Here is a 16,820-nt window from a genome sequence, read left to right as displayed (position 1 = left end):
ATGTCGTCCTTTCGCCGCGCTGCCTTGCTGGCCCTATTGGTGGGCACGGCCTCATCCCCGGCCTATGCACAGTCTTCGGCCTTGCCCCCGGTCGCCGCCCCGTCACCGGCGGGTGGGTTCCTGTTCGAAAGTCGCCTGCGTTACGAGGGCGTTCGGCAGGACGGATTCGATGACGCCACGGCAGCCACCCTGCGCGCCCGCCTCGGCTGGGAGAGCCCGAAGCGGTCCGGCTTCCGCTTTCTGATGGAGGGTGAGGCCGTTGTCGCCCTGGTTGATGACTACAATGACACTATCCACGGCCCCTCGACCTATCCTGTGGTGGCCGACCCCGAAGCGTTAGAGCTGAACCGGCTGCAGGTGACCTGGACCGGCCTGCCGGACACCGAAGTGGTGCTCGGGCGACAGCGCATTGTGCTGGGAAATGCTCGCTTCGTGGGCAATGTTGGCTTCCGCCAGAACGAACAGACCTTTGACGCGATCAAGGTGACGACCCGGGCATTTGAGCCGCTCACTGTCACCTGGGCCTGGGTCGATCGGGTTCACAGGGTCTTCGGCGACGACAGCCCCGTGGGCGAATGGCGCTCGGACAGTCACCTGATCAATGTCGAGACCGCGAGCCCGGCAGGCAAGGTAACGGCCTATGGCTATCTGCTGGATTTCGACAACGCTCCGGCCCAGTCCTCGGCGACGTGGGGTGCGCGACTGGAGGGAAGTCGTCCCCTCTCGTCCGGCTGGTCGGCTCTATACGCCGTGGAATACGCCCGGCAATCGGAGTACGGAGCCAATCCGGCCCGGTTCGACCTTGACTATGTCCTGGTCTCGGCAGGAGTGAAGCGCGGTCCCGTCACAGGGACATTGGCACTCGAGCACCTGGACGGCAACGGAAGCCAGGCATTCCAGACCCCGTTGGCGACCCTGCATGCCTTCCAGGGTTGGGCGGACGTCTTCCTGACGACGCCGAGGGACGGTTTGCGCGACGTCTCTGCCACGGTCAGCTACGCAGTCGCCCATCCGCCTATCGGGCGCAGCGGCGTCCTGACGGCCGCGTGGCGGGAGTTGCATGACGTTGAAGGCTCCGCTCGCTACGGCAGCGAACTGGATCTGTCCGCCCGGTTGGTGCTCGACGACCACTGGGCGGTCGAGTTCAAGGGTGCGCATTTCGCCGGCGCCCTGGCCGCGTTCCCGGACCGCGACAAGGTCTGGGTCGCATTCGATTACCGGTTCTAGGTGGACGCGGCGGCACGGAGCGCATGATCGATGAACCAGGTCCCCCTGATAGAGCCGCTGCCTCCGGAGCTGGTGCATGAGCCGCTGAACTGGCTGTTCGCCGAGCACTACCGCCACCGGCAGCTGTGCCATTTGATCGAGCGGGTGGGCACCGCGACCGTCCTGCTGACCGACGAAGCTCACGAGATCCTCACCTTCTTGCGCCACGATATGCCGCTGCACGTCATCGACGAGGAGGATGACCTGTTTCCGCTCCTGCGTCGGCGGTGCCAGGCCGCCGATGAACTGGACTCCGTCCTCGGCGCGCTGTCAGCCCAGCACCATGATGACCTGAACAGGGCCCGCGCCCTCATAGACTCGCTCGAGCGTGCCTTGGCCGATGGCCGTGCGCCCGGTCAGGATCGCGAAAGCCGACGCGTTTTCACGGACTTCGCCCTGCATGAGCGCCGCCATATCGCTCTTGAGAACGCCGTCGTCCTTCCGATCGCCCGTCTTCGTCTGACTGCCGCGGATCTGAGGTCGCTGAGTATCCGGCTGGCCGCGCGCCGCGGCCTCCTGCTGGATCCCCAAGGCGAGGAAGCGACGTCGTGATCGAGGCCCTGCTGCGGAACAATCTGGACTGGGCGGCCACCCGGACCCGGCTCGATCCGGAATATTTTCGCCGGCTCTCGGAACAACAGGCGCCGGACTATCTGTGGATCGGCTGTTCTGACAGCCGGGTTCCCGCCAACGAAATCGTCGGCCTTCAACCCGGCGAACTGTTCGTCCATCGCAATGTCGCCAATCTCGCGCCCGCTCAGGACATGAACCTGCTGGCGGTGCTCCAGTTCGCGCTCGAGACGCTGAAGGTGCGGCATATCATTGTCTGCGGCCACTATGGCTGTGGTGGCGTTCGTGCCGTGCTGGACGGTCGCCGCCACGGGATTCTCGATCACTGGATGCAGCGCGTGCAGCGTCTGTGTGAAGACCACGATGCCGATCTCGACGCCATCCACGATCCTGAAACCCGGGTCAACTTCATCTGCGAAAAGAACGTCCTGGCACAGGTTCGATCCCTCTCCCGCAATCCCTTCGTTGTCGACGCCTGGCGTCGGGGTCAGTCGTTGTCGATTCACGGCTGGATCTATTCCATTCGCGACGGCCTGGTACGAGACCTTGAGACGACGGTCTGTGACGCGGACGCCGCCGCGCGTCTGGCCACACCGCTCCCGTCTCCCCGACGGGGCTCCAGTAGCCGCACGGCCTCACGCCCGCGAGTCCCCCGGCGCCCCGAGGCACGCTGAATGGGTACGGTCGTTGCAATCCTTGCGGGCGGAGCTGGCCGGCGGATCGGGGGAGACAAGCCGCGTCGGCTCCTGGCTGGAGCCCGCCTGCTGGATCACGCCCTCACCCGCGTGAACGACACGGCCGCGCCCTGCATCATGGTCGCGCGCAGCCCCCAGCAGGTTGAAGGGTTCGCTGGAACCGTGGTGCTCGACGAACCCGGGATCGATGGACCGCTGGCCGGCCTGCTTTCGGCCTTGAACTGGGCCGCGGAGGCCGGAGCCGACCGGGTCCTGACGCTGCCCTGTGACATGCCCTTCCTGCCAGCCGATCTGCTTGCCCGACTTGAGCAGGCTCTTGCGCCGGATGTCGACGTCGCCCTCGCCGCCAGTGACGGACGACTGCATCCCATCTGCGCCCTGTGGCGCACAGCCGTTGTGCCCGCGCTGGTGCAGCGGGCGAGTGAGGGGCAGCTGTCCCTCCGCGGACTGGCGGAAGCCGTCGGTTGCGTCGCTGTGGACTGGCCCGTCGAGGAGGGAGATCCTTTCATCAACATCAACACGGCTGAGGACCTCGCCGCAGCCGAGGCGGCGCTGAGATGACGGCGCTGGCCGAACCCCTGCTGGCTCATGCGTCGCGCAGCCTGCCGCGCTACACGAGCTATCCCACCGCCCTTGCCTTCCGGCCGGCGTCCGACGACACCCTGATGCGAGGGTGGCTGGACGCCATCCAGCCAACCGACGCCCTCTCCGTCTACGTCCATATTCCGTTCTGCGAACGGCTTTGCTGGTACTGCGGCTGCCACACCAGCGTTCCCAACGGCTACGACCGCATCGCCGCCTTTCTGGACCCCCTCGCGCGCGAGCTGGACCTGTGGGTCGATGCTCTGCCAGCGCACGCCGGTGCCGCCCATATCCACTTCGGCGGCGGCAGTCCCAACTCGCTTTCCCGCGACGATTTTTCTCGCCTGCTTGGCTCCATTTCCCAGAAGCTCACCCTGCGGCCCCACGCCGAGGTGGCTGTCGAACTCGACCCCGGACATCTCGACCCGGACTTCGCCCGCGGTTTGGGCGCTGCGGGCGTTACCCGGGCCAGTCTGGGCGTCCAGACTTTCGACCCCACGGTCCAGCGGCTGGTCAACCGTGTCCAGCCTTTCGAGCGGGTCGAGGCGGCCGTCGCCGACATTCGTGGCGGTGGCGTGGAAGCCATAAATTTCGACATGATGTACGGCCTGCCTGGCCAGACCCCGGACAATGTCGCGGCCAGTCTGACTGCCGCTCTCTCATTGGCTCCGGACCGGGTTGCCCTGTTCGGCTATGCCCATGTCCCGTGGATGAAAAAGCACCAGGCCATGATCCGCGAGGACGATCTGGCCGATGTCGCCGGACGATGGAGCCAGGCGGAGGCAGCCGAAGCTGTCCTTGTTGCTCACGGCTACATCCGGATCGGCATGGACCATTTTGCGCGCGCCAGCGACCCCATGTTGGCACAGCTCGCGAACGGTGGTCTGCGCCGCAATTTCCAGGGCTATACCGACGACCCGGCCGACGTTCTGATCGGTCTCGGTCCTTCAGCGATCAGCGCCTTCCCGCAAGGCTTTTGCCAAAATGCATCGCGGGTGGATCACTGGGCGTCGGCCATTGATCGCGGCGAACTCCCCGTCCTCCGCCAGCTGGCAACGACGGCAGAGGACCGGCTGCGGGCAGCCGTCATTGAAAGGCTGATGTGCCATCTCGAAGTGGACCTCGGATCCGTATGTGTGGAGCACGGACGTGCAGAGGGCGCCCTCGACGAGGGCCTGGACCTGGCCCGTGCCCTCGAAGCGGATGGACTTTGTACTGTTTCCGGTCGACAGATCCAGGTTTCGGGAAAAGCGTCGCGGCTGGTTCGGGTGGTCGCAGCCTGCTTTGATGACCAGTCACCATCACCATCGAGGAGACATAGTCTGGCCATCTAGGTGTTCAGTCCCGCTGTGTGATGGACTCTCACTCAAACCGAGGGATCAGGAAGGGGGCAGGTCACCTTCAGGGGCCGGCCCCGTGTCGGTCGTCAGGCAAAATTATGGGATCACGACTTGGCTTTGCCCAGCCCCCAAACCCACACATGAGCCCTCACATATGAGCGGTTCAGCCAGGCACAGATAAATACACCCAAGGACAATTTTTTTTATAACACCATGTAATTCATGGCATTGCGGTACACCAACGGACCGTTATGAACAGGGAGGTTGATTATTCGACATTCTGAACCTGTTCACGCAACTGATCGATCGTGGCCTTCAACGCCAGACCGACGCGAGTCAACTCCACCGTGGCCGATTTGGAGCACAGGGTGTTGGCCTCGCGCATGAACTCCTGCATCAGGAAATCCAGCTTCCGTCCGGCCGGGGGCTGGCCCAAAAGCTGACGACCACTGTCCAGATGGGCCCGCAGACGGTCCAGCTCCTCGCGCACATCGGCGCGCGCGGCCAGCGCCGCCGCCTCCACGACAATCTTGTCCTCAAGGCCGGGCGTGTCCGGCGCCAGCTCCGCCATGCGCCGGGTGAACCGCTCCCGCACCGCCTCGGTCTGGGCTGCGGCCTCGGTCTCGGCCTGATCGACGCCCGCCGTGATCCGGTCGAGGAAGCCCTCGATCAGCGCGGCCAGCTGACGGCCCTCGTCGTGGCGCGCCTCCATCAGCGTGATCAGGGCCTGATCGATACTGGCGCCGATGGCGGTCTCCAGCGCGGACTTCTGCTCCTCGCTATCGGCCTCCTCCGGCCGGTCCAGCACGCCGCGCAGGGCCAGCAGCCCATCGGCGCGCGGACGCTCGGCCCCCCGCTCGACCAACTCCAGAGACAGGGCCAGATAGCGGTCCAGCAGCGCCTGATCGACGGCTATCTCGCTGGCCGGATTGGCCTCGCGCCGCGCCTGCACCCCGACCGTCACCTGTCCCCGGTTCATCAGGGCCTGGGCCCGCGCCTTGGTCAGACGCTCGAGTCCGTCCAGCCCGGGCGGGCCCCGGAACCGGACCTCCAGCCCTCGCCCGTTGACCGAGCGCGCCTCGACCGTCCAGACCCAACCGCCCAGCGCCCCATCCGCCCGGCCAAAGCCGGTCATGCCGGACAGTGTGCCGGTCATTCGGGTGTTGCCCCACGCGGCAGTATGGTGATCTCGGCGCCGGTCTCGGGGGCCAGCTCGTCCTGCAGCGGCACCTCGACAGGCGGTAGACCCTGCTGCTGGCGCTCGATGGCCCGCCAGCGCGCGACATTCTGCTGGTGCTCGGCATAGGTCGAGGCAAAGGCGTGCCCGCCCGTCCCGTCCGCCACAAAGAACAGCGCATCTGATCGCGGCGGGTTCAGCACAGCGGCAATCGCCTCCCGCCCGGGATTGGCAATCGGCGTCGGCGGCAGGCCGTCGATCTGATAGGTGTTCCACCGGGTCTGCCGATCCAGCTCCGAGCGGCGGATCCCCCGGCCCAGCGGCCGTCCCTGGGTGATGCCATATATGATGGTCGGATCGCTCTCCAGCCGCATGCCCAAACGGATCCGGTTTGAAAACACCGACGCCACCATGGGCCGTTCCTCGGCCACGGCGGTTTCCTTTTCGACGATGGAGGCCAGGATCACGGCCTCGTCCGGACTGCTGACCACCGTGTTGGGGCTGCGCTGGGCCCACAGCTCGGCCAGGTTCCGGTCGTGGGCACGCTGCATGCGGGCGATGACCGAGGCCCGGCTTTCACCCCGCGTGACCTCATAGGTATCGGGCCACAGGGTGCCCTCCTCCGGGATTTCGATCTCGCCGGTCAGAATGTCCTCGGCCATCAGGATGTCGAAGGCCTGGGCCGACGACCAGCCCTCGGGCAGGGTCACATAGTGGCGCACCACCCGGCCATCGACCAGCAGGCTGATGACCGACCGCAAGGACGCCCCCGACGGCACCTCATACTCGCCCGCGCGCAGCTTGCGGTCCGATCCGGTCAGGGTCACGGCCGCCTTGAACATGTCGGTCGAGCGGATCACCCCGGCCTGTTTGAGGGTCGCCCCGATGGCCGACACCCCCGCCCCGCTGGGCAGCACGACGATGGTCGTATCGCCCTGACGCGCCTCGGGCCCGGGCGCGTAGAACACGCTCCAGCCCCAGACCAGCGCCCCGATCAGGAACAGGCTGAAGGTCGCGGACGCCGCCAGCAGCGCCGCCCCCAGCGGACGTTTCGAGTCGGACGGAGCACCCTTGCCCGCCACTCTAGTCGACCTTCTTCAGGATCAGGCTGGCATTGGTGCCGCCGAATCCGAAGCTGTTCGACATGGCCACGTCGATCTTCATCGGCTTGGCCGTGTGCGGCACCAGGTCGATGGCCGTGTCCCGCTCGGGATTGTCGAGATTGATGGTCGGCGGCGCGATCTGGTCGCGGATGGCCAGCACGGTGAATACCGCCTCGATGGCGCCGGCGGCGCCCAGCAAGTGACCGGTCATCGACTTGGTCGAGGACATGGCGACGGTAGATGCCGCATCCCCCACCAGCCGCTCGACGGCGCCCAGTTCAATCCAGTCGGCCATGGTCGAGGTGCCGTGCGCGTTCACATAGTCGATGTCGCCCGGCTGGATCCCGGCCCGCTTCACTGCCGCCGCCATGGCGCGATAGGCCCCGTCGCCGTCCTCGGACGGCGCCGTGATGTGATAGGCATCGCCGCTCATGCCGTAGCCGACCACCTCGGCATAGATTTTCGCGCCGCGCGCCTTGGCGTGCTCGTATTCCTCCAGCACCACGACCCCGGCGCCCTCGCCCATGACAAAGCCCGCATGGTCCTTGTCATACGGACGGCTGGCCTTCTCCGGCGTGTCGTTGAAGTCGGTGCACAGCGCCTTGCAGGCCAAGAAACCCGCAATGCCGATCGGCACGATCGAGCTTTCCGCCCCGCCCGCCACCATCACATCGGCATCGTCCAACGCAATCATCCGCGCCGCGTCACCAATGGCGTGCACGCCCGAGGCACAGGCCGTGACCACGGCGTGGTTCGGACCTTTCAGCCCATGCCGGATCGAGATCTGTCCCGACGCCAGATTGATCAGCGACGACGGGATAAAAAACGGGCTGACCCGGCGCGGCCCCTTTTCCTGCAGCTCCAGCGAAGTCTCGGCAATCGGGCCCAGCCCGCCGATGCCCGACCCCATCACCACGCCGGTGCGCTCGCGGTCGTGGTCGCTCTCGGGCGTCCAGCCGGCATCGGCCAAGGCCTCATCCGCGGCGGCAATGCCGTACAGGATGAAGTTGTCGACGCGCTTGCGCTCCTTGGGCGACATGATGCTGTCGGGATCGAAGACGCCGGGGTCACCCGGCTTGCCGCCGCCGCGACCGTCGATACTCGGCAATTCACCGGCGATGGTGCAGCCCCAGCCCTCGGTATCAAAGGCGGTGATCGGGCGAATGCCGGACCGACCCGCCAGAATACCCGTCCAGTTATGCTCGACGCCCGTCCCCAGAGGGGTCAGAAGGCCCAGTCCCGTCACCACGACACGACGCATCTTGGCGGCTCCTTATCGATTCAGCTTTGGCCACAAACACTAATGGCCGCCGGGCGGGCCCGCTAGGGGCACACCGCGGCGGCCATCGGGCCGGTTTCAGCCGGGCATCAGCCCGCCAGTTTCTCGTCGATGAACTTCACCGCATCGCCGACCGTCTGGATGTGCTCGGCGGCATCATCCGGGATCTCGATGTCGAATTCTTCCTCGAAGGCCATGACCAGCTCGACGTTGTCGAGCGAGTCGGCGCCCAGGTCGTCAATGAAGCTGGCCTTTTCAGTGACCTTGTCGGGATCAGCGTCCAGGTGGTCGATGACGATCTTGCGGACGCGTTCCAGAGTATCGGACATGGGTGTCTCTGCCTTGATAAGCCGCAGGGTGCGGCAGTTGTCTTACATGCCTGCCGTATGACGGCGAAGTCGCCGGCGCAAGCCTGAACCAGACTCGCCGCCGCCGTGTGCCCCTGCCCTTTAGCACAGTCGCTCGCAGGGGGAAGGGGCGGTTACGGGGTTTGATGCCGAACCTGTGGGCTCAGATCATCGCCATCCCGCCGTTCACATGCAGGGTCTGGCCGGTGACATAGGCGCCCTCGTCCGAGGCCAGATAGACGGCGGCGGCGGCGATCTCCTCGCCCGTGCCCAGCCGGCCGGCGGGGATGTTCTTCAGAATGGTCTCGCGTTGCTGGTCGTTCAGCACATCGGTCATCGGGCTGGCGATAAAGCCCGGCGCGATACAGTTGACCGTGATCCCGCGCGAGCCGACCTCCTGCGCCAGCGACTTGGAAAAGCCGATCATACCGGCCTTGGACGCGGCATAGTTGGTCTGGCCCGGATTGCCGGTCACGCCGACCACCGAGGTCACCCCGATGATCCGGCCCGAGCGGCGCTTCATCATGCCCTTCATGGCCGCGCGCGACAGGCGGAAATAGCTCTCCAGATTGACCTTGATGACGTCGGAAAAGTCCTCGTCCTTCATCCGCATCAGCAGGCCGTCCCTGGTGATGCCCGCATTGGCGACCAGGATATCAAGCGGGCTACCTGCGGCCTCCTCGGCCCGCGCCAACAGCCCGTCAACACTCTCCGCATCGGACAGATTGGCGGCGGCGGCAAAGGCGCGCTCGCCCAGCTCCTTGGCCAGATCCTGCAGCACGCCCTCGCGCGTGCCCGACAGCACCACGGTCGCGCCCTGGGCATGCAGCGCCCGGGCAATGGCCCCGCCAATGCCGCCCGTGGCGCCGGTCACGAGGGCGGTTTTTCCTGAAAGGTTGAACATCAATATCTCTCCAAGTGGCGAGTGATTAGTGGCGTGTGGCGAGGGAACAAGGCGGCGTTGCAAAAAGGCTCGCCACTCGTCACTCGCCACTCGTCACTGACTTCGCGAACGCGTCCAGATCCTCCGGGGCGTTCAGGGCCAGGCTCTCGGCGTCGGGGGCGATGCGTTTGGCCATGCCGGTCAGCACCTTGCCCGAGCCGATCTCGGCAAAGCGGGTCACGCCGCCTTCACCGGCCATCCACTCCATCGACTCACGCCAGCGCACCCGGCCGGTGACCTGTTCGACCAGCAGGCGGCGGATCGCTTCGGGGTCGGTCTCGGGGCGCGCGGTAACATTGGCGACCACCGGCACGACCGGGGCGATGATCTTGGCATCGGCCAGGGCGTCGGCCATCTCATCGGCGGCCGACTGCATCAGCGGACAGTGGAACGGCGCCGACACGTTCAGCGGGATAGCGCGCGCGCCCAGTTCCTTGGCCTTTTCGATGGCGCGATCGACCGCGGCCTTGTCGCCCGAAATCACGATATTGCCGGCATTGTTGTCATTGGCGACGACGCAGACGCCGACCTCAGACCCCGCGGCCGCAGCCGCCTCGGCCAGCGCCAGATCCGTCTTCGGCCCGATCAGCGAGGCCATGGCCCCCTTGCCGACCGGCACGGCGCGCTGCATCGCCTGACCGCGCAGCTTCAACAGGCGAGCCGTGTCCGCCAGGCTGATCGCGCCTGCCGCGCACAGGGCCGAATACTCGCCCAGCGAATGGCCCGCGACATAGCCTGCCTTCGACATATCGATCCCGAACTCGACCTTCAGCACCCGGGCGACCGCCACCGACACCGCCATCAGCGCCGGCTGGGCATTTTCGGTCAGGGTCAGCTGGTCCTCGGGCCCCTCTCGCATCAGCATCGACAGGCGTTGGCCCAGCGCCTCATCGACCTCGTCGAACACCTCGCGCGCGCTGGCAAAGGCCCCGGCCAGGCTGCCGCCCATGCCGACGGTCTGGCTGCCCTGTCCGGGAAAAAGGAAGGCGAGGGTCATGTCAAAAACGTCCGTCGTTTCGTTGATTCTGCGGGCCGAAGGGGTAGGCCAAGCCTGCCGCGACGGCAAGCCGGGGCGTCCTCAGCCGGTGATGATCTCGTACAGCTGCTGCCCCGCCAGCACCGCAAACAACAGCGCCGCCAGCCCCAGCGCGCCGTTCGACAGCCAGCCGCTGCGCCAGGGCGCGGGCTGGTCCCGCCCGTTCAAAAGCCAGATCAGTGTCCCGGCCAGAAACGGCATGAACAGGCTGCCGAGCACGCCATAGGCCACGATCAGCCCGAACGGTCGGTCGATGAACAGCAGCGCCATCGGCGGAAAGGTCAGCCACAGCAGATAGGCGCGAAACGCCGGTGACCTGGACCCCGTCATGGCCGGATCTCCAACCCGGCCTGCGGCGTGGGCGACAAAGTCCGTGACCATCAGACTGACGCCCTGCCAGACCCCGATCAGGCTGGAGAAGGTCGTCGCCAGAAAGCCCACGAGGAACAGGATGGCGATCGGCTGGCCAAACCGCTCGCGCAGCACGTCCGACAGGTTCAGCAGGCCACGATCTCCGCTGGCCAGCGCAATGCCCGCCGCGTGCAACAGCTCCGCCCCCACGATCAGCATGGCCACCACAAACACCCCGGTCATCCCGTAGGCGATGCGGTTGTCCCAACGCATGACCGGCATGAACTCGGGGCCCTTCCAGCCCTTGGCCGTCAGCCAATAGCCATAGGCCGCCATGGTGATCGTGCCCCCCACCCCACCGATCAGACCCAGCGTATAGAACCCCGACCCCTCGGGCAGGGTCGGCCAGACCCCGGTGATCAGGCGGGGCAGGTCGGGCGTGACCAGCACCGCCAGCCCGACGACGGTGACGAACATGATGGCCACCAGCCCGGTCATGATCTTCTCGAACAGGCCATAGCTGCCCAGCCACACTAGGATCAGGCCGATCACGCCGGTGATCATCCCCCAGGTCTTCAGGTCCAGAACCGGGAATAGGGCCGTCAGCGGCAGGCCCGTCGCCGTCATGGCGCTGGCGCCGTACACAAAGCCCCAGAGGATCGTATAGATGCCGAAATACAGCCCGGCCCAGTTCAGCGTCCCGCCGCCCGGCACCTTGACCCCCGGCCCCGGCAGTCGCGCCCAGCCGTCAAAAAGCGTTCGCCCCGACGCCAGCGTCCAGCGCCCGACGCCCTCGGCCAGCGCGATCTTCAACAGCGTCCCGACCAGCGCCGCCCACAGCAGCAGATAGCCGAACCGCCCCCCGGCGATCAGGGTCGCCAGCAGATCCCCGGCCCCGATCCCCGTCGCCGCGACGACAATCCCGGGCCCGACCAGCGACAGGCGCGGTTTGACCGGCGGCGGCGCCACGCTCAACCCTTCGCCTCGTCAGGAATGAAGGCGCCCGCGATCCAGCTGACCAGACCCGTCACAATCGCCGCCCCGATTCCGGGCCACAGGCCGTCAACGACAAAGCCGCCCAGGAACATGGACGTCAGGCCGATCATCGCCGCATTCACCACCAGCAGGAACAGCCCCAGCGTGATCACCGTGATCGGGAAGGTCACCACGACCAGGATCGGCCGCACAAAGGCGTTGACGATGCCGAGAATGATGGCCGCCGCGATCAGCGACCCGGTCGACAGGAACTCGACGCCCGCGATCAGGGCGTCGGCCAGCCAAAGCCCGACCATCGTCACCAGGGCCTGAACAATGAAGCGCACCATGACGCTGTCTCCTCTCCTGAAGCTCTCAACCCTTACCCTCCGCCACAGCGCCTCAGCCGGTCAATGGCTCCCGCCTGTTCCCGGACATGTTAGGCTGGGCCCGATTCAGACCGGAGAATGCCGCATGAGCCTGCACGGCCCCTATGACCCCGACAATATCTTCGCCCGCATCCTGCGCGGCGAGATTCCCTCGGTGACGGTCTGGGAGGACGACCATGTGCGGGTCTTCATGGACGTCTTCCCCCAGTCCGAGGGCCATATGCTGGTGATCTCAAAGACCTCACAGGCCCGCAACCTGCTCGAGGTTGAGCCCGATACGCTCGACCGGGTCATGCGCGCCGTCCACCGCACCGCCCGCGCGGCGGAAAAGGCCCTGAAGCCCGAGGGTATCAGCATCATGCAGTTCAACGGCGAGGCCGGGGGCCAGACCGTCTTCCACCTGCACTTTCACATCATCCCGCGCTGGTCGGATCGCCCGATGAAGGGCCACGGCCACGCCCCCATGGCCGACAGCGACCGCCTGCGCGCGCTCGCCGACCGGGTCGCTGCCGAACTGGACCCGGCCTGACCCATGCCGCAGTGCACACGCCCCCTTGCACAGGGGGCGCGGCCTGCGCATAACCGCCCGGCGCCGGTTTAGCTCAGCTGGTAGAGCAGCGGTTTTGTAAACCGAAGGTCGCGGGTTCGATTCCTGCAACCGGCACCACTCTCCTCCCCCTCCCCCGGGGTTCCATGGCCGACGCCGTCAACAAGCTGGGACACAGGATCGGCGCGCGCGGCGGCCGCACCCGCGCGGCCATCCTCGATGCCCTGCGGGGTCTGTTGGCCACCCGGCATCTGGGCGAAATCCGCATTGCCGATATCGCCCAGTCGGCGGCCATTTCTGCCCCGACCTTCTACACCTATTTCGACACTCTCGATGAAGCCCTGCTGGCCCTCTGCGAAGAGGTCGCCAGCGACTGGCAGGGACTGGCCCACCATGTCGAGGCCGACTGGTCTGCCGGTCAGGGCCTCGCCCACGCCCGCGCCCTGATCACCGACATGCTGGCTTTGTGGGACCGCCACGGCCCCATCATCCGGGTCGAACAGATGATGGCCGATCGCGGCGATCCGGCCTTTGTCGAGGCCCGGATCGGCCGCCTCCGCCGACTGCATCTGGCGCTGGAGCGGCGCATCGCCCAGGCGGCCAATGCCGGCCTTCACCCGCAAGGCTACGACCCCCGCCTCGCCTCCTATGAGGTCGCGAACATCGCCGAGTCCGCCGCCGCCAGTTTCAACCTGCTGAAGCGCGCCGACAGTGACCGCGCCATCATCGAAACGACCGCCCATATCCTCGTCCGCCTGATCACCGGCCGCTGATCGCGAGGCCCAGCGGGCCGTACAGCCACGTCAGCCAGATACCGATGGCCAGAAACACGCCGAACGGCAGGGCGTCCTGACCGCTGACCGCCTTGCCCGTCACCCGTCGTGCGATGACGAGGCTCAGCCCCGCGATCCCCGCCCACAGCATCACGCTGGCCAGCCCCATCCAGCCGACCCAGGCTCCGGCTCCCGCCATCAGGAACGGATCACCGCCGCCCAGTCCATCACGCCCTCGCAGCCGCCGATACAGCCAGCCCAGCCCCCACAGCAGGCCGAACCCCGCCGCCGCCCCGATCGCGCGCGCCATCAGACTGTCGGGCTCCAACCACCAGGCGGCCACCAGCCCCGTCACCACCAAAGGCCAGGTCAGCACATCCGGAAGCCAGAAATTCTCGCCATCCACGACCGCCAGCATCAGCAGCTGCCAGGCCAGAACCGCACTGACCGCCGCGATCATCAGGCTCGGAGATGCCGACGCGGCCCATACGCCAAGGCCGCCGCCAAACAGGCTCAGCGCCACATCGCGCTTCAGGCTGGTCGCCCGCGCGGCCTCTCCGTCCAGCGCCGCCAGCCACAGGCTCAGCCGCGACACCGCCAGACCGACGATCAGACCCCCTGCTCCGATCCCCACCGTCGCCAGCATGTCCGCTCCGTCTCAGCCGAGGCCGAACGCGACCGCCAGCCGATAGACCACAAAGGCCGCGAGATAGGCCAGGGCGAACATATAGACCACCATGCCCCACATCCACATCCAGGAGTTGGTCTCGCGCTTGACCACGCCCAGCGTCGCTACGCACTGCGGCGCAAACACATACCAGGCCAGGAAGGCCAGACCCGTCGCCAGCGACCACTGCAGCGACAACACCCCGGCCAGGGTGCCGACCGCGCTCTCGGCGTCGGCCACGGCATAGACGGTGCCCAGCGCCGCCACCGCCACCTCGCGCGCCGCCATGCCCGGCACCAGCGCCACCACCATCTGCCAGTTGAAGCCGATCGGCGCGAAGATCGGCTCCAGCGCCCGCCCGATCATCCCGGCAAAGCTGTAGTCGATGGCGGCACCCGTCGCCCCCGGCGGCGGTCCGGGGAAGGTCGACAGCGCCCACACCACCACCATCAGCGGCAGGATGATCCGCCCCGCCCGCTCCAGGAAGATCCGCGCCCGCTGCCACAGGTTCAGCGCCACACTGCCCGGATCGGGCATCTTGTAGGCCGGCAACTCCATCATGAAGGGCTCGAACGCCCCCCTCCAGAAGATCTTGCGGATCACGAATGATACCACCAGCGCGCTGAGAATCCCGGCGGCATAGAGGCCGAACATCACCAGCCCCTGCAGCTCGACCCAGCCCCACACCGTCTCGCGCGGAATGAAGGCGGCGATGATCAGGGTGTAGACCGGAATGCGCGCCGAACAGGTCATCAGCGGCGCCACCATAATGGTCGTCAGCCGGTCCCGCTTGGAGTCGATCACCCGCGCCGACATGACGCCGGGAATGGCACAGGCAAAGCTGGACAGCAGCGGAATAAAGGCCCGTCCGTGCAGCCCTGCGCCGCCCATGATGCGGTCCATCAGAAAGGCAGCCCGCGCCATATAGCCAAAGTCTTCCAGCAGCAGGATGAACAGGAACAGCACCAGAATCTGCGGCAGGAACACCAGCACACTGCCGACCCCGGAGATCAGCCCGTCGACGATCAGGCTCTGCAACAGGCCGTCGGGCATGATCCCCGCGACCCAGCCGCCCAGCGCGCCCAGCCCCAGGTCGATGGCATCCATCCCCGGCGCGGCCCAGCTGAACACCGCCTGGAACATGACGAACAGCAGCGCCAGCAGGATCAGCAGCCCCGCGACCGGGTGCAGCAGCACGCCGTCGATCTTGCCGGTCAGGGTATCGGGGCGCTCGGGTGGCTTTACATGCGCCGACAGGATGCGACTGGCCTCACGATGGGCCTGCCGGATCTCTGCGACGTCGGGCTCGTGCCAGGTCGAGGGTTGGACCGCAGTCGACGCCAGCACGCCCTGCACGGTAGTCAGCAAATCCTCCAGCCCGCGCTTCCGCGTCGCCACTGTGGTCACGACCGGCATGCCGATGGCCTTCGACAGACCCTGCAGATCGATCCGCAGGCCCTGACGCTCGGCGATGTCATACATGTTCAGCGCCATGACCGCCGGAAGGCCAATCGCCTTGATCTCCAGCGCCAGTCGCAGCACCAGCCGCAGGTTGGTTGCATCGGCCACCACCACCAGCACATCGGGCACATCCCCGGGCCGTCGGCCCAGCACCACATCGCGTGTGATCACCTCATCGGGGCTGCGCGCCCGCAGCGAATAGGTCCCCGGCAGGTCCAGCACCGTCATCGGCGTGCCGTCTGGGGCCTTGATGGCGCCGGCCTTCCGCTCGACCGTCACCCCGGCATAGTTGGCGACCTTTTGCCGACTGCCCGTCAGGGCGTTGAACAGGGCCGTCTTGCCGCTGTTCGGATTGCCGACCAGGGCGACGGTCGTCATCGACGCGCTCATGCTCCGATGTCCGCCTCGTCCAGTTGCAGGCTGAGGCCCCGCACCTCGTGCCGCCGCAGCGCGATCCGCATGCCCTCGACGTCCAGCACGACCGGATCACGACCGACCGGCCCCTCGTGGATCATCTGCACCCGCGCGCCCTCGACCAGACCGAATTCCAGCAGGCGGCGTTCCAGCTCCAGCGCATCGGCGGGATTGGCCTCGATCGCCTCGACGGCGTGAATCCGGCCTCCCTGGCCCCTGCGGGCCCGGCTCAGCGTGATGATCTCGGTCATGGGACTACGAACTGCCGTCGCGGGTCGGGCGGGGAATCGGGGGTCACAACCGTCCGCGTTCGGCGCGCCTTCCAGTTGACAGTGATTATCAGGTGCTGCCCCGCGTCGTCCAGTCCGCTTGTCGATTTCCACCACTCGACCTATGCCGGACGGAACATGGAGCTCCCGATGACACCCTCCCCGACTGTCCGCATCGCCAGCCTCGCCCTCTTGGCCCTCGCCGTCGCCGCCTGTGGCGAGTCGTCGGGCACGGCCATACCGAAAGCGCCGCCGCCCGCGCCCCTCACGCCGGAACAGATCGGCGTCGCCATCGCGGCCCTGCCCGCGCCCTACAACGACGCGGATTACGAGAATGGCCGGCGCGCCTTCGCCCGCTGCCGCGCCTGTCACACAGTCACTCCGGGCGGCCCCAACATGACCGGCCCCAACCTTTACGGCGTGTTCGGTCGCGCGGCCGGACGGCACGAGGGCTATAACTATTCCAAGGCCCTGCTGGCGGCCGACTTCACCTGGGACGGCGAACAGCTGGACCAGTGGCTGGCCAATCCTCGCACCTTCCTGCCGGGCAACAAGATGAGCTTCGCCGGCGTGCCCGACGATCAGGATCGCCGCGACCTGATCGCCTGGCTCAAGATCGAGACCTCGCCGCGCTAG

At 66.8% G+C, this 16,820-nt stretch carries 19 protein-coding genes and 1 tRNA gene; 9 read left to right on the top strand and 11 right to left on the bottom strand.

The window, feature by feature from the left end:
* Genes B4K74_RS03675 through hemN form a run of 5 tightly spaced genes read left to right on the top strand, consistent with a single transcriptional unit; the run spans nucleotide 1 to nucleotide 4,447 of the window.
* Nucleotides 1-1,227 carry a hypothetical protein gene (locus B4K74_RS03675; RefSeq protein WP_286691802.1) on the top strand — a complete coding sequence of 409 codons (1,227 nt, stop codon included), beginning with the start codon at nucleotides 1-3 and terminating at the stop codon, nucleotides 1,225-1,227.
* A gap of 30 nt (nucleotides 1,228-1,257) precedes the next feature.
* Nucleotides 1,258-1,818: a hemerythrin domain-containing protein gene (locus B4K74_RS03670; RefSeq protein ID WP_123286424.1), complete on the top strand. Its 561-nt coding sequence runs from the start codon at nucleotides 1,258-1,260 to the stop codon at nucleotides 1,816-1,818.
* Nucleotides 1,815-2,510, top strand: coding sequence for a carbonic anhydrase (locus B4K74_RS03665; protein ID WP_286691801.1), 696 nt, complete (start codon nucleotides 1,815-1,817; stop codon nucleotides 2,508-2,510). Before B4K74_RS03670 ends, B4K74_RS03665 begins: the two co-directional genes overlap by 4 nt.
* Complete coding sequence (gene mobA / locus B4K74_RS03660) at nucleotides 2,511-3,092, top strand: molybdenum cofactor guanylyltransferase (RefSeq protein ID WP_286691800.1); 582 nt, start codon at nucleotides 2,511-2,513, stop codon at nucleotides 3,090-3,092.
* Nucleotides 3,089-4,447 (top strand): oxygen-independent coproporphyrinogen III oxidase, encoded by a 1,359-nt coding sequence (gene hemN, locus B4K74_RS03655; protein ID WP_286691799.1) that lies wholly within the window; start codon nucleotides 3,089-3,091, stop codon nucleotides 4,445-4,447. Before mobA ends, hemN begins: the two co-directional genes overlap by 4 nt.
* Before the next feature lie 274 nt (nucleotides 4,448-4,721).
* Here hemN and B4K74_RS03650 read toward each other — a convergent pair whose 3' ends face one another.
* The 8 genes from B4K74_RS03650 to B4K74_RS03615 all read right to left on the bottom strand — a co-directional run bounded on the left by B4K74_RS03650 (nucleotide 4,722) and on the right by B4K74_RS03615 (nucleotide 12,014).
* On the bottom strand, nucleotides 4,722-5,609 hold the full coding sequence (locus B4K74_RS03650) for a YicC/YloC family endoribonuclease (RefSeq protein WP_286691798.1): 888 nt from the start codon (nucleotides 5,607-5,609) through the stop codon (nucleotides 4,722-4,724).
* Nucleotides 5,606-6,712 (bottom strand): endolytic transglycosylase MltG, encoded by a 1,107-nt coding sequence (gene mltG / locus B4K74_RS03645; RefSeq protein ID WP_286691797.1) that lies wholly within the window; start codon nucleotides 6,710-6,712, stop codon nucleotides 5,606-5,608. The genes B4K74_RS03650 and mltG overlap by 4 nt, the downstream gene beginning before the upstream one ends.
* A 1-nt stretch (nucleotide 6,713) precedes the next feature.
* Nucleotides 6,714-7,994, bottom strand: coding sequence for a beta-ketoacyl-ACP synthase II (fabF, locus tag B4K74_RS03640; protein WP_286691796.1), 1,281 nt, complete (start codon nucleotides 7,992-7,994; stop codon nucleotides 6,714-6,716).
* A gap of 107 nt (nucleotides 7,995-8,101) precedes the next feature.
* Complete coding sequence (locus B4K74_RS03635; RefSeq protein ID WP_092312098.1) at nucleotides 8,102-8,341, bottom strand: acyl carrier protein; 240 nt, start codon at nucleotides 8,339-8,341, stop codon at nucleotides 8,102-8,104.
* 181 nt (nucleotides 8,342-8,522) lie between these two features.
* A complete protein-coding gene (gene fabG / locus B4K74_RS03630) occupies nucleotides 8,523-9,263 on the bottom strand; it encodes a 3-oxoacyl-[acyl-carrier-protein] reductase (RefSeq protein ID WP_286691795.1) in 741 nt (246 codons plus the stop codon).
* 79 nt (nucleotides 9,264-9,342) lie between these two features.
* Nucleotides 9,343-10,299 (bottom strand): ACP S-malonyltransferase, encoded by a 957-nt coding sequence (gene fabD, locus B4K74_RS03625; protein ID WP_286691794.1) that lies wholly within the window; start codon nucleotides 10,297-10,299, stop codon nucleotides 9,343-9,345.
* Nucleotides 10,300-10,380: 81 nt separating this feature from the next.
* Entirely contained in the window at nucleotides 10,381-11,658 is a 1,278-nt protein-coding gene (locus B4K74_RS03620) for an Nramp family divalent metal transporter (protein ID WP_286691793.1), read from the bottom strand.
* Between the two features lie 2 nt (nucleotides 11,659-11,660).
* Nucleotides 11,661-12,014, bottom strand: coding sequence for a phage holin family protein (locus B4K74_RS03615; RefSeq protein ID WP_286691792.1), 354 nt, complete (start codon nucleotides 12,012-12,014; stop codon nucleotides 11,661-11,663).
* A gap of 124 nt (nucleotides 12,015-12,138) precedes the next feature.
* Between B4K74_RS03615 and B4K74_RS03610 the strand changes: the two genes are divergently transcribed.
* The 3 genes from B4K74_RS03610 (at nucleotide 12,139) to B4K74_RS03600 (ending at nucleotide 13,373) form a co-directional block, all read left to right on the top strand.
* The gene (locus B4K74_RS03610) at nucleotides 12,139-12,582 is read left to right on the top strand and encodes an HIT family protein (RefSeq protein WP_286691791.1); all 444 of its coding nucleotides are present in this window, start codon (nucleotides 12,139-12,141) and stop codon (nucleotides 12,580-12,582) included.
* A 62-nt stretch (nucleotides 12,583-12,644) separates the two neighbouring features.
* Nucleotides 12,645-12,720: transfer RNA gene (locus B4K74_RS03605), tRNA-Thr, on the top strand.
* Between the two features lie 26 nt (nucleotides 12,721-12,746).
* On the top strand, nucleotides 12,747-13,373 hold the full coding sequence (locus B4K74_RS03600; protein WP_286691790.1) for a TetR/AcrR family transcriptional regulator: 627 nt from the start codon (nucleotides 12,747-12,749) through the stop codon (nucleotides 13,371-13,373).
* Here B4K74_RS03600 and B4K74_RS03595 read toward each other — a convergent pair.
* From B4K74_RS03595 to B4K74_RS03585, 3 genes are read right to left on the bottom strand one after another with little or no spacing between them, the layout of a single operon-like run.
* Nucleotides 13,360-14,019, bottom strand: coding sequence for a prepilin peptidase (locus B4K74_RS03595; RefSeq protein ID WP_123286412.1), 660 nt, complete (start codon nucleotides 14,017-14,019; stop codon nucleotides 13,360-13,362). The genes B4K74_RS03600 and B4K74_RS03595 overlap by 14 nt on opposite strands.
* A 12-nt stretch (nucleotides 14,020-14,031) precedes the next feature.
* Nucleotides 14,032-15,879 carry a ferrous iron transporter B gene (gene feoB / locus B4K74_RS03590; RefSeq protein ID WP_286691789.1) on the bottom strand — a complete coding sequence of 616 codons (1,848 nt, stop codon included), beginning with the start codon at nucleotides 15,877-15,879 and terminating at the stop codon, nucleotides 14,032-14,034.
* Between the two features lie 8 nt (nucleotides 15,880-15,887).
* A complete protein-coding gene (locus B4K74_RS03585) occupies nucleotides 15,888-16,166 on the bottom strand; it encodes a FeoA family protein (RefSeq protein WP_286691788.1) in 279 nt (92 codons plus the stop codon).
* A 168-nt stretch (nucleotides 16,167-16,334) separates the two neighbouring features.
* Here B4K74_RS03585 and B4K74_RS03580 point away from each other — a divergent pair, with 168 nt between their 5' ends.
* On the top strand, nucleotides 16,335-16,820 hold the full coding sequence (locus tag B4K74_RS03580; protein WP_286691787.1) for a c-type cytochrome: 486 nt from the start codon (nucleotides 16,335-16,337) through the stop codon (nucleotides 16,818-16,820).

The sequence above is a fragment of the Brevundimonas sp. UBA2503 genome (genome assembly GCF_002341485.1).
Lineage (GTDB): Bacteria > Pseudomonadota > Alphaproteobacteria > Caulobacterales > Caulobacteraceae > Brevundimonas > Brevundimonas halotolerans.
The sequence above is the reverse complement of the archived record's forward strand: the minus strand, read 5'-3'. Positions and strand labels throughout refer to the sequence as shown.

Coding starts and splice junctions, on each gene's coding strand:
- B4K74_RS03580 (WP_286691787.1), top strand. CDS start 16,335: ATGACACCCTCCCCGACTGTCCGCATCGCCAGCCTCGCCCTCTTGGCC.
- fabD (WP_286691794.1), bottom strand. CDS start 10,299: ATGACCCTCGCCTTCCTTTTTCCCGGACAGGGCAGCCAGACCGTCGGC.
- B4K74_RS03595 (WP_123286412.1), bottom strand. CDS start 14,019: ATGCTGGCGACGGTGGGGATCGGAGCAGGGGGTCTGATCGTCGGTCTG.
- B4K74_RS03610 (WP_286691791.1), top strand. CDS start 12,139: ATGAGCCTGCACGGCCCCTATGACCCCGACAATATCTTCGCCCGCATC.
- B4K74_RS03615 (WP_286691792.1), bottom strand. CDS start 12,014: ATGGTGCGCTTCATTGTTCAGGCCCTGGTGACGATGGTCGGGCTTTGG.
- B4K74_RS03675 (WP_286691802.1), top strand. CDS start 1: ATGTCGTCCTTTCGCCGCGCTGCCTTGCTGGCCCTATTGGTGGGCACG.
- B4K74_RS03650 (WP_286691798.1), bottom strand. CDS start 5,609: ATGACCGGCACACTGTCCGGCATGACCGGCTTTGGCCGGGCGGATGGG.
- fabF (WP_286691796.1), bottom strand. CDS start 7,994: ATGCGTCGTGTCGTGGTGACGGGACTGGGCCTTCTGACCCCTCTGGGG.
- B4K74_RS03600 (WP_286691790.1), top strand. CDS start 12,747: ATGGCCGACGCCGTCAACAAGCTGGGACACAGGATCGGCGCGCGCGGC.
- mobA (WP_286691800.1), top strand. CDS start 2,511: ATGGGTACGGTCGTTGCAATCCTTGCGGGCGGAGCTGGCCGGCGGATC.
- B4K74_RS03670 (WP_123286424.1), top strand. CDS start 1,258: ATGAACCAGGTCCCCCTGATAGAGCCGCTGCCTCCGGAGCTGGTGCAT.
- feoB (WP_286691789.1), bottom strand. CDS start 15,879: ATGACGACCGTCGCCCTGGTCGGCAATCCGAACAGCGGCAAGACGGCC.
- hemN (WP_286691799.1), top strand. CDS start 3,089: ATGACGGCGCTGGCCGAACCCCTGCTGGCTCATGCGTCGCGCAGCCTG.
- fabG (WP_286691795.1), bottom strand. CDS start 9,263: ATGTTCAACCTTTCAGGAAAAACCGCCCTCGTGACCGGCGCCACGGGC.
- B4K74_RS03585 (WP_286691788.1), bottom strand. CDS start 16,166: ATGACCGAGATCATCACGCTGAGCCGGGCCCGCAGGGGCCAGGGAGGC.
- B4K74_RS03635 (WP_092312098.1), bottom strand. CDS start 8,341: ATGTCCGATACTCTGGAACGCGTCCGCAAGATCGTCATCGACCACCTG.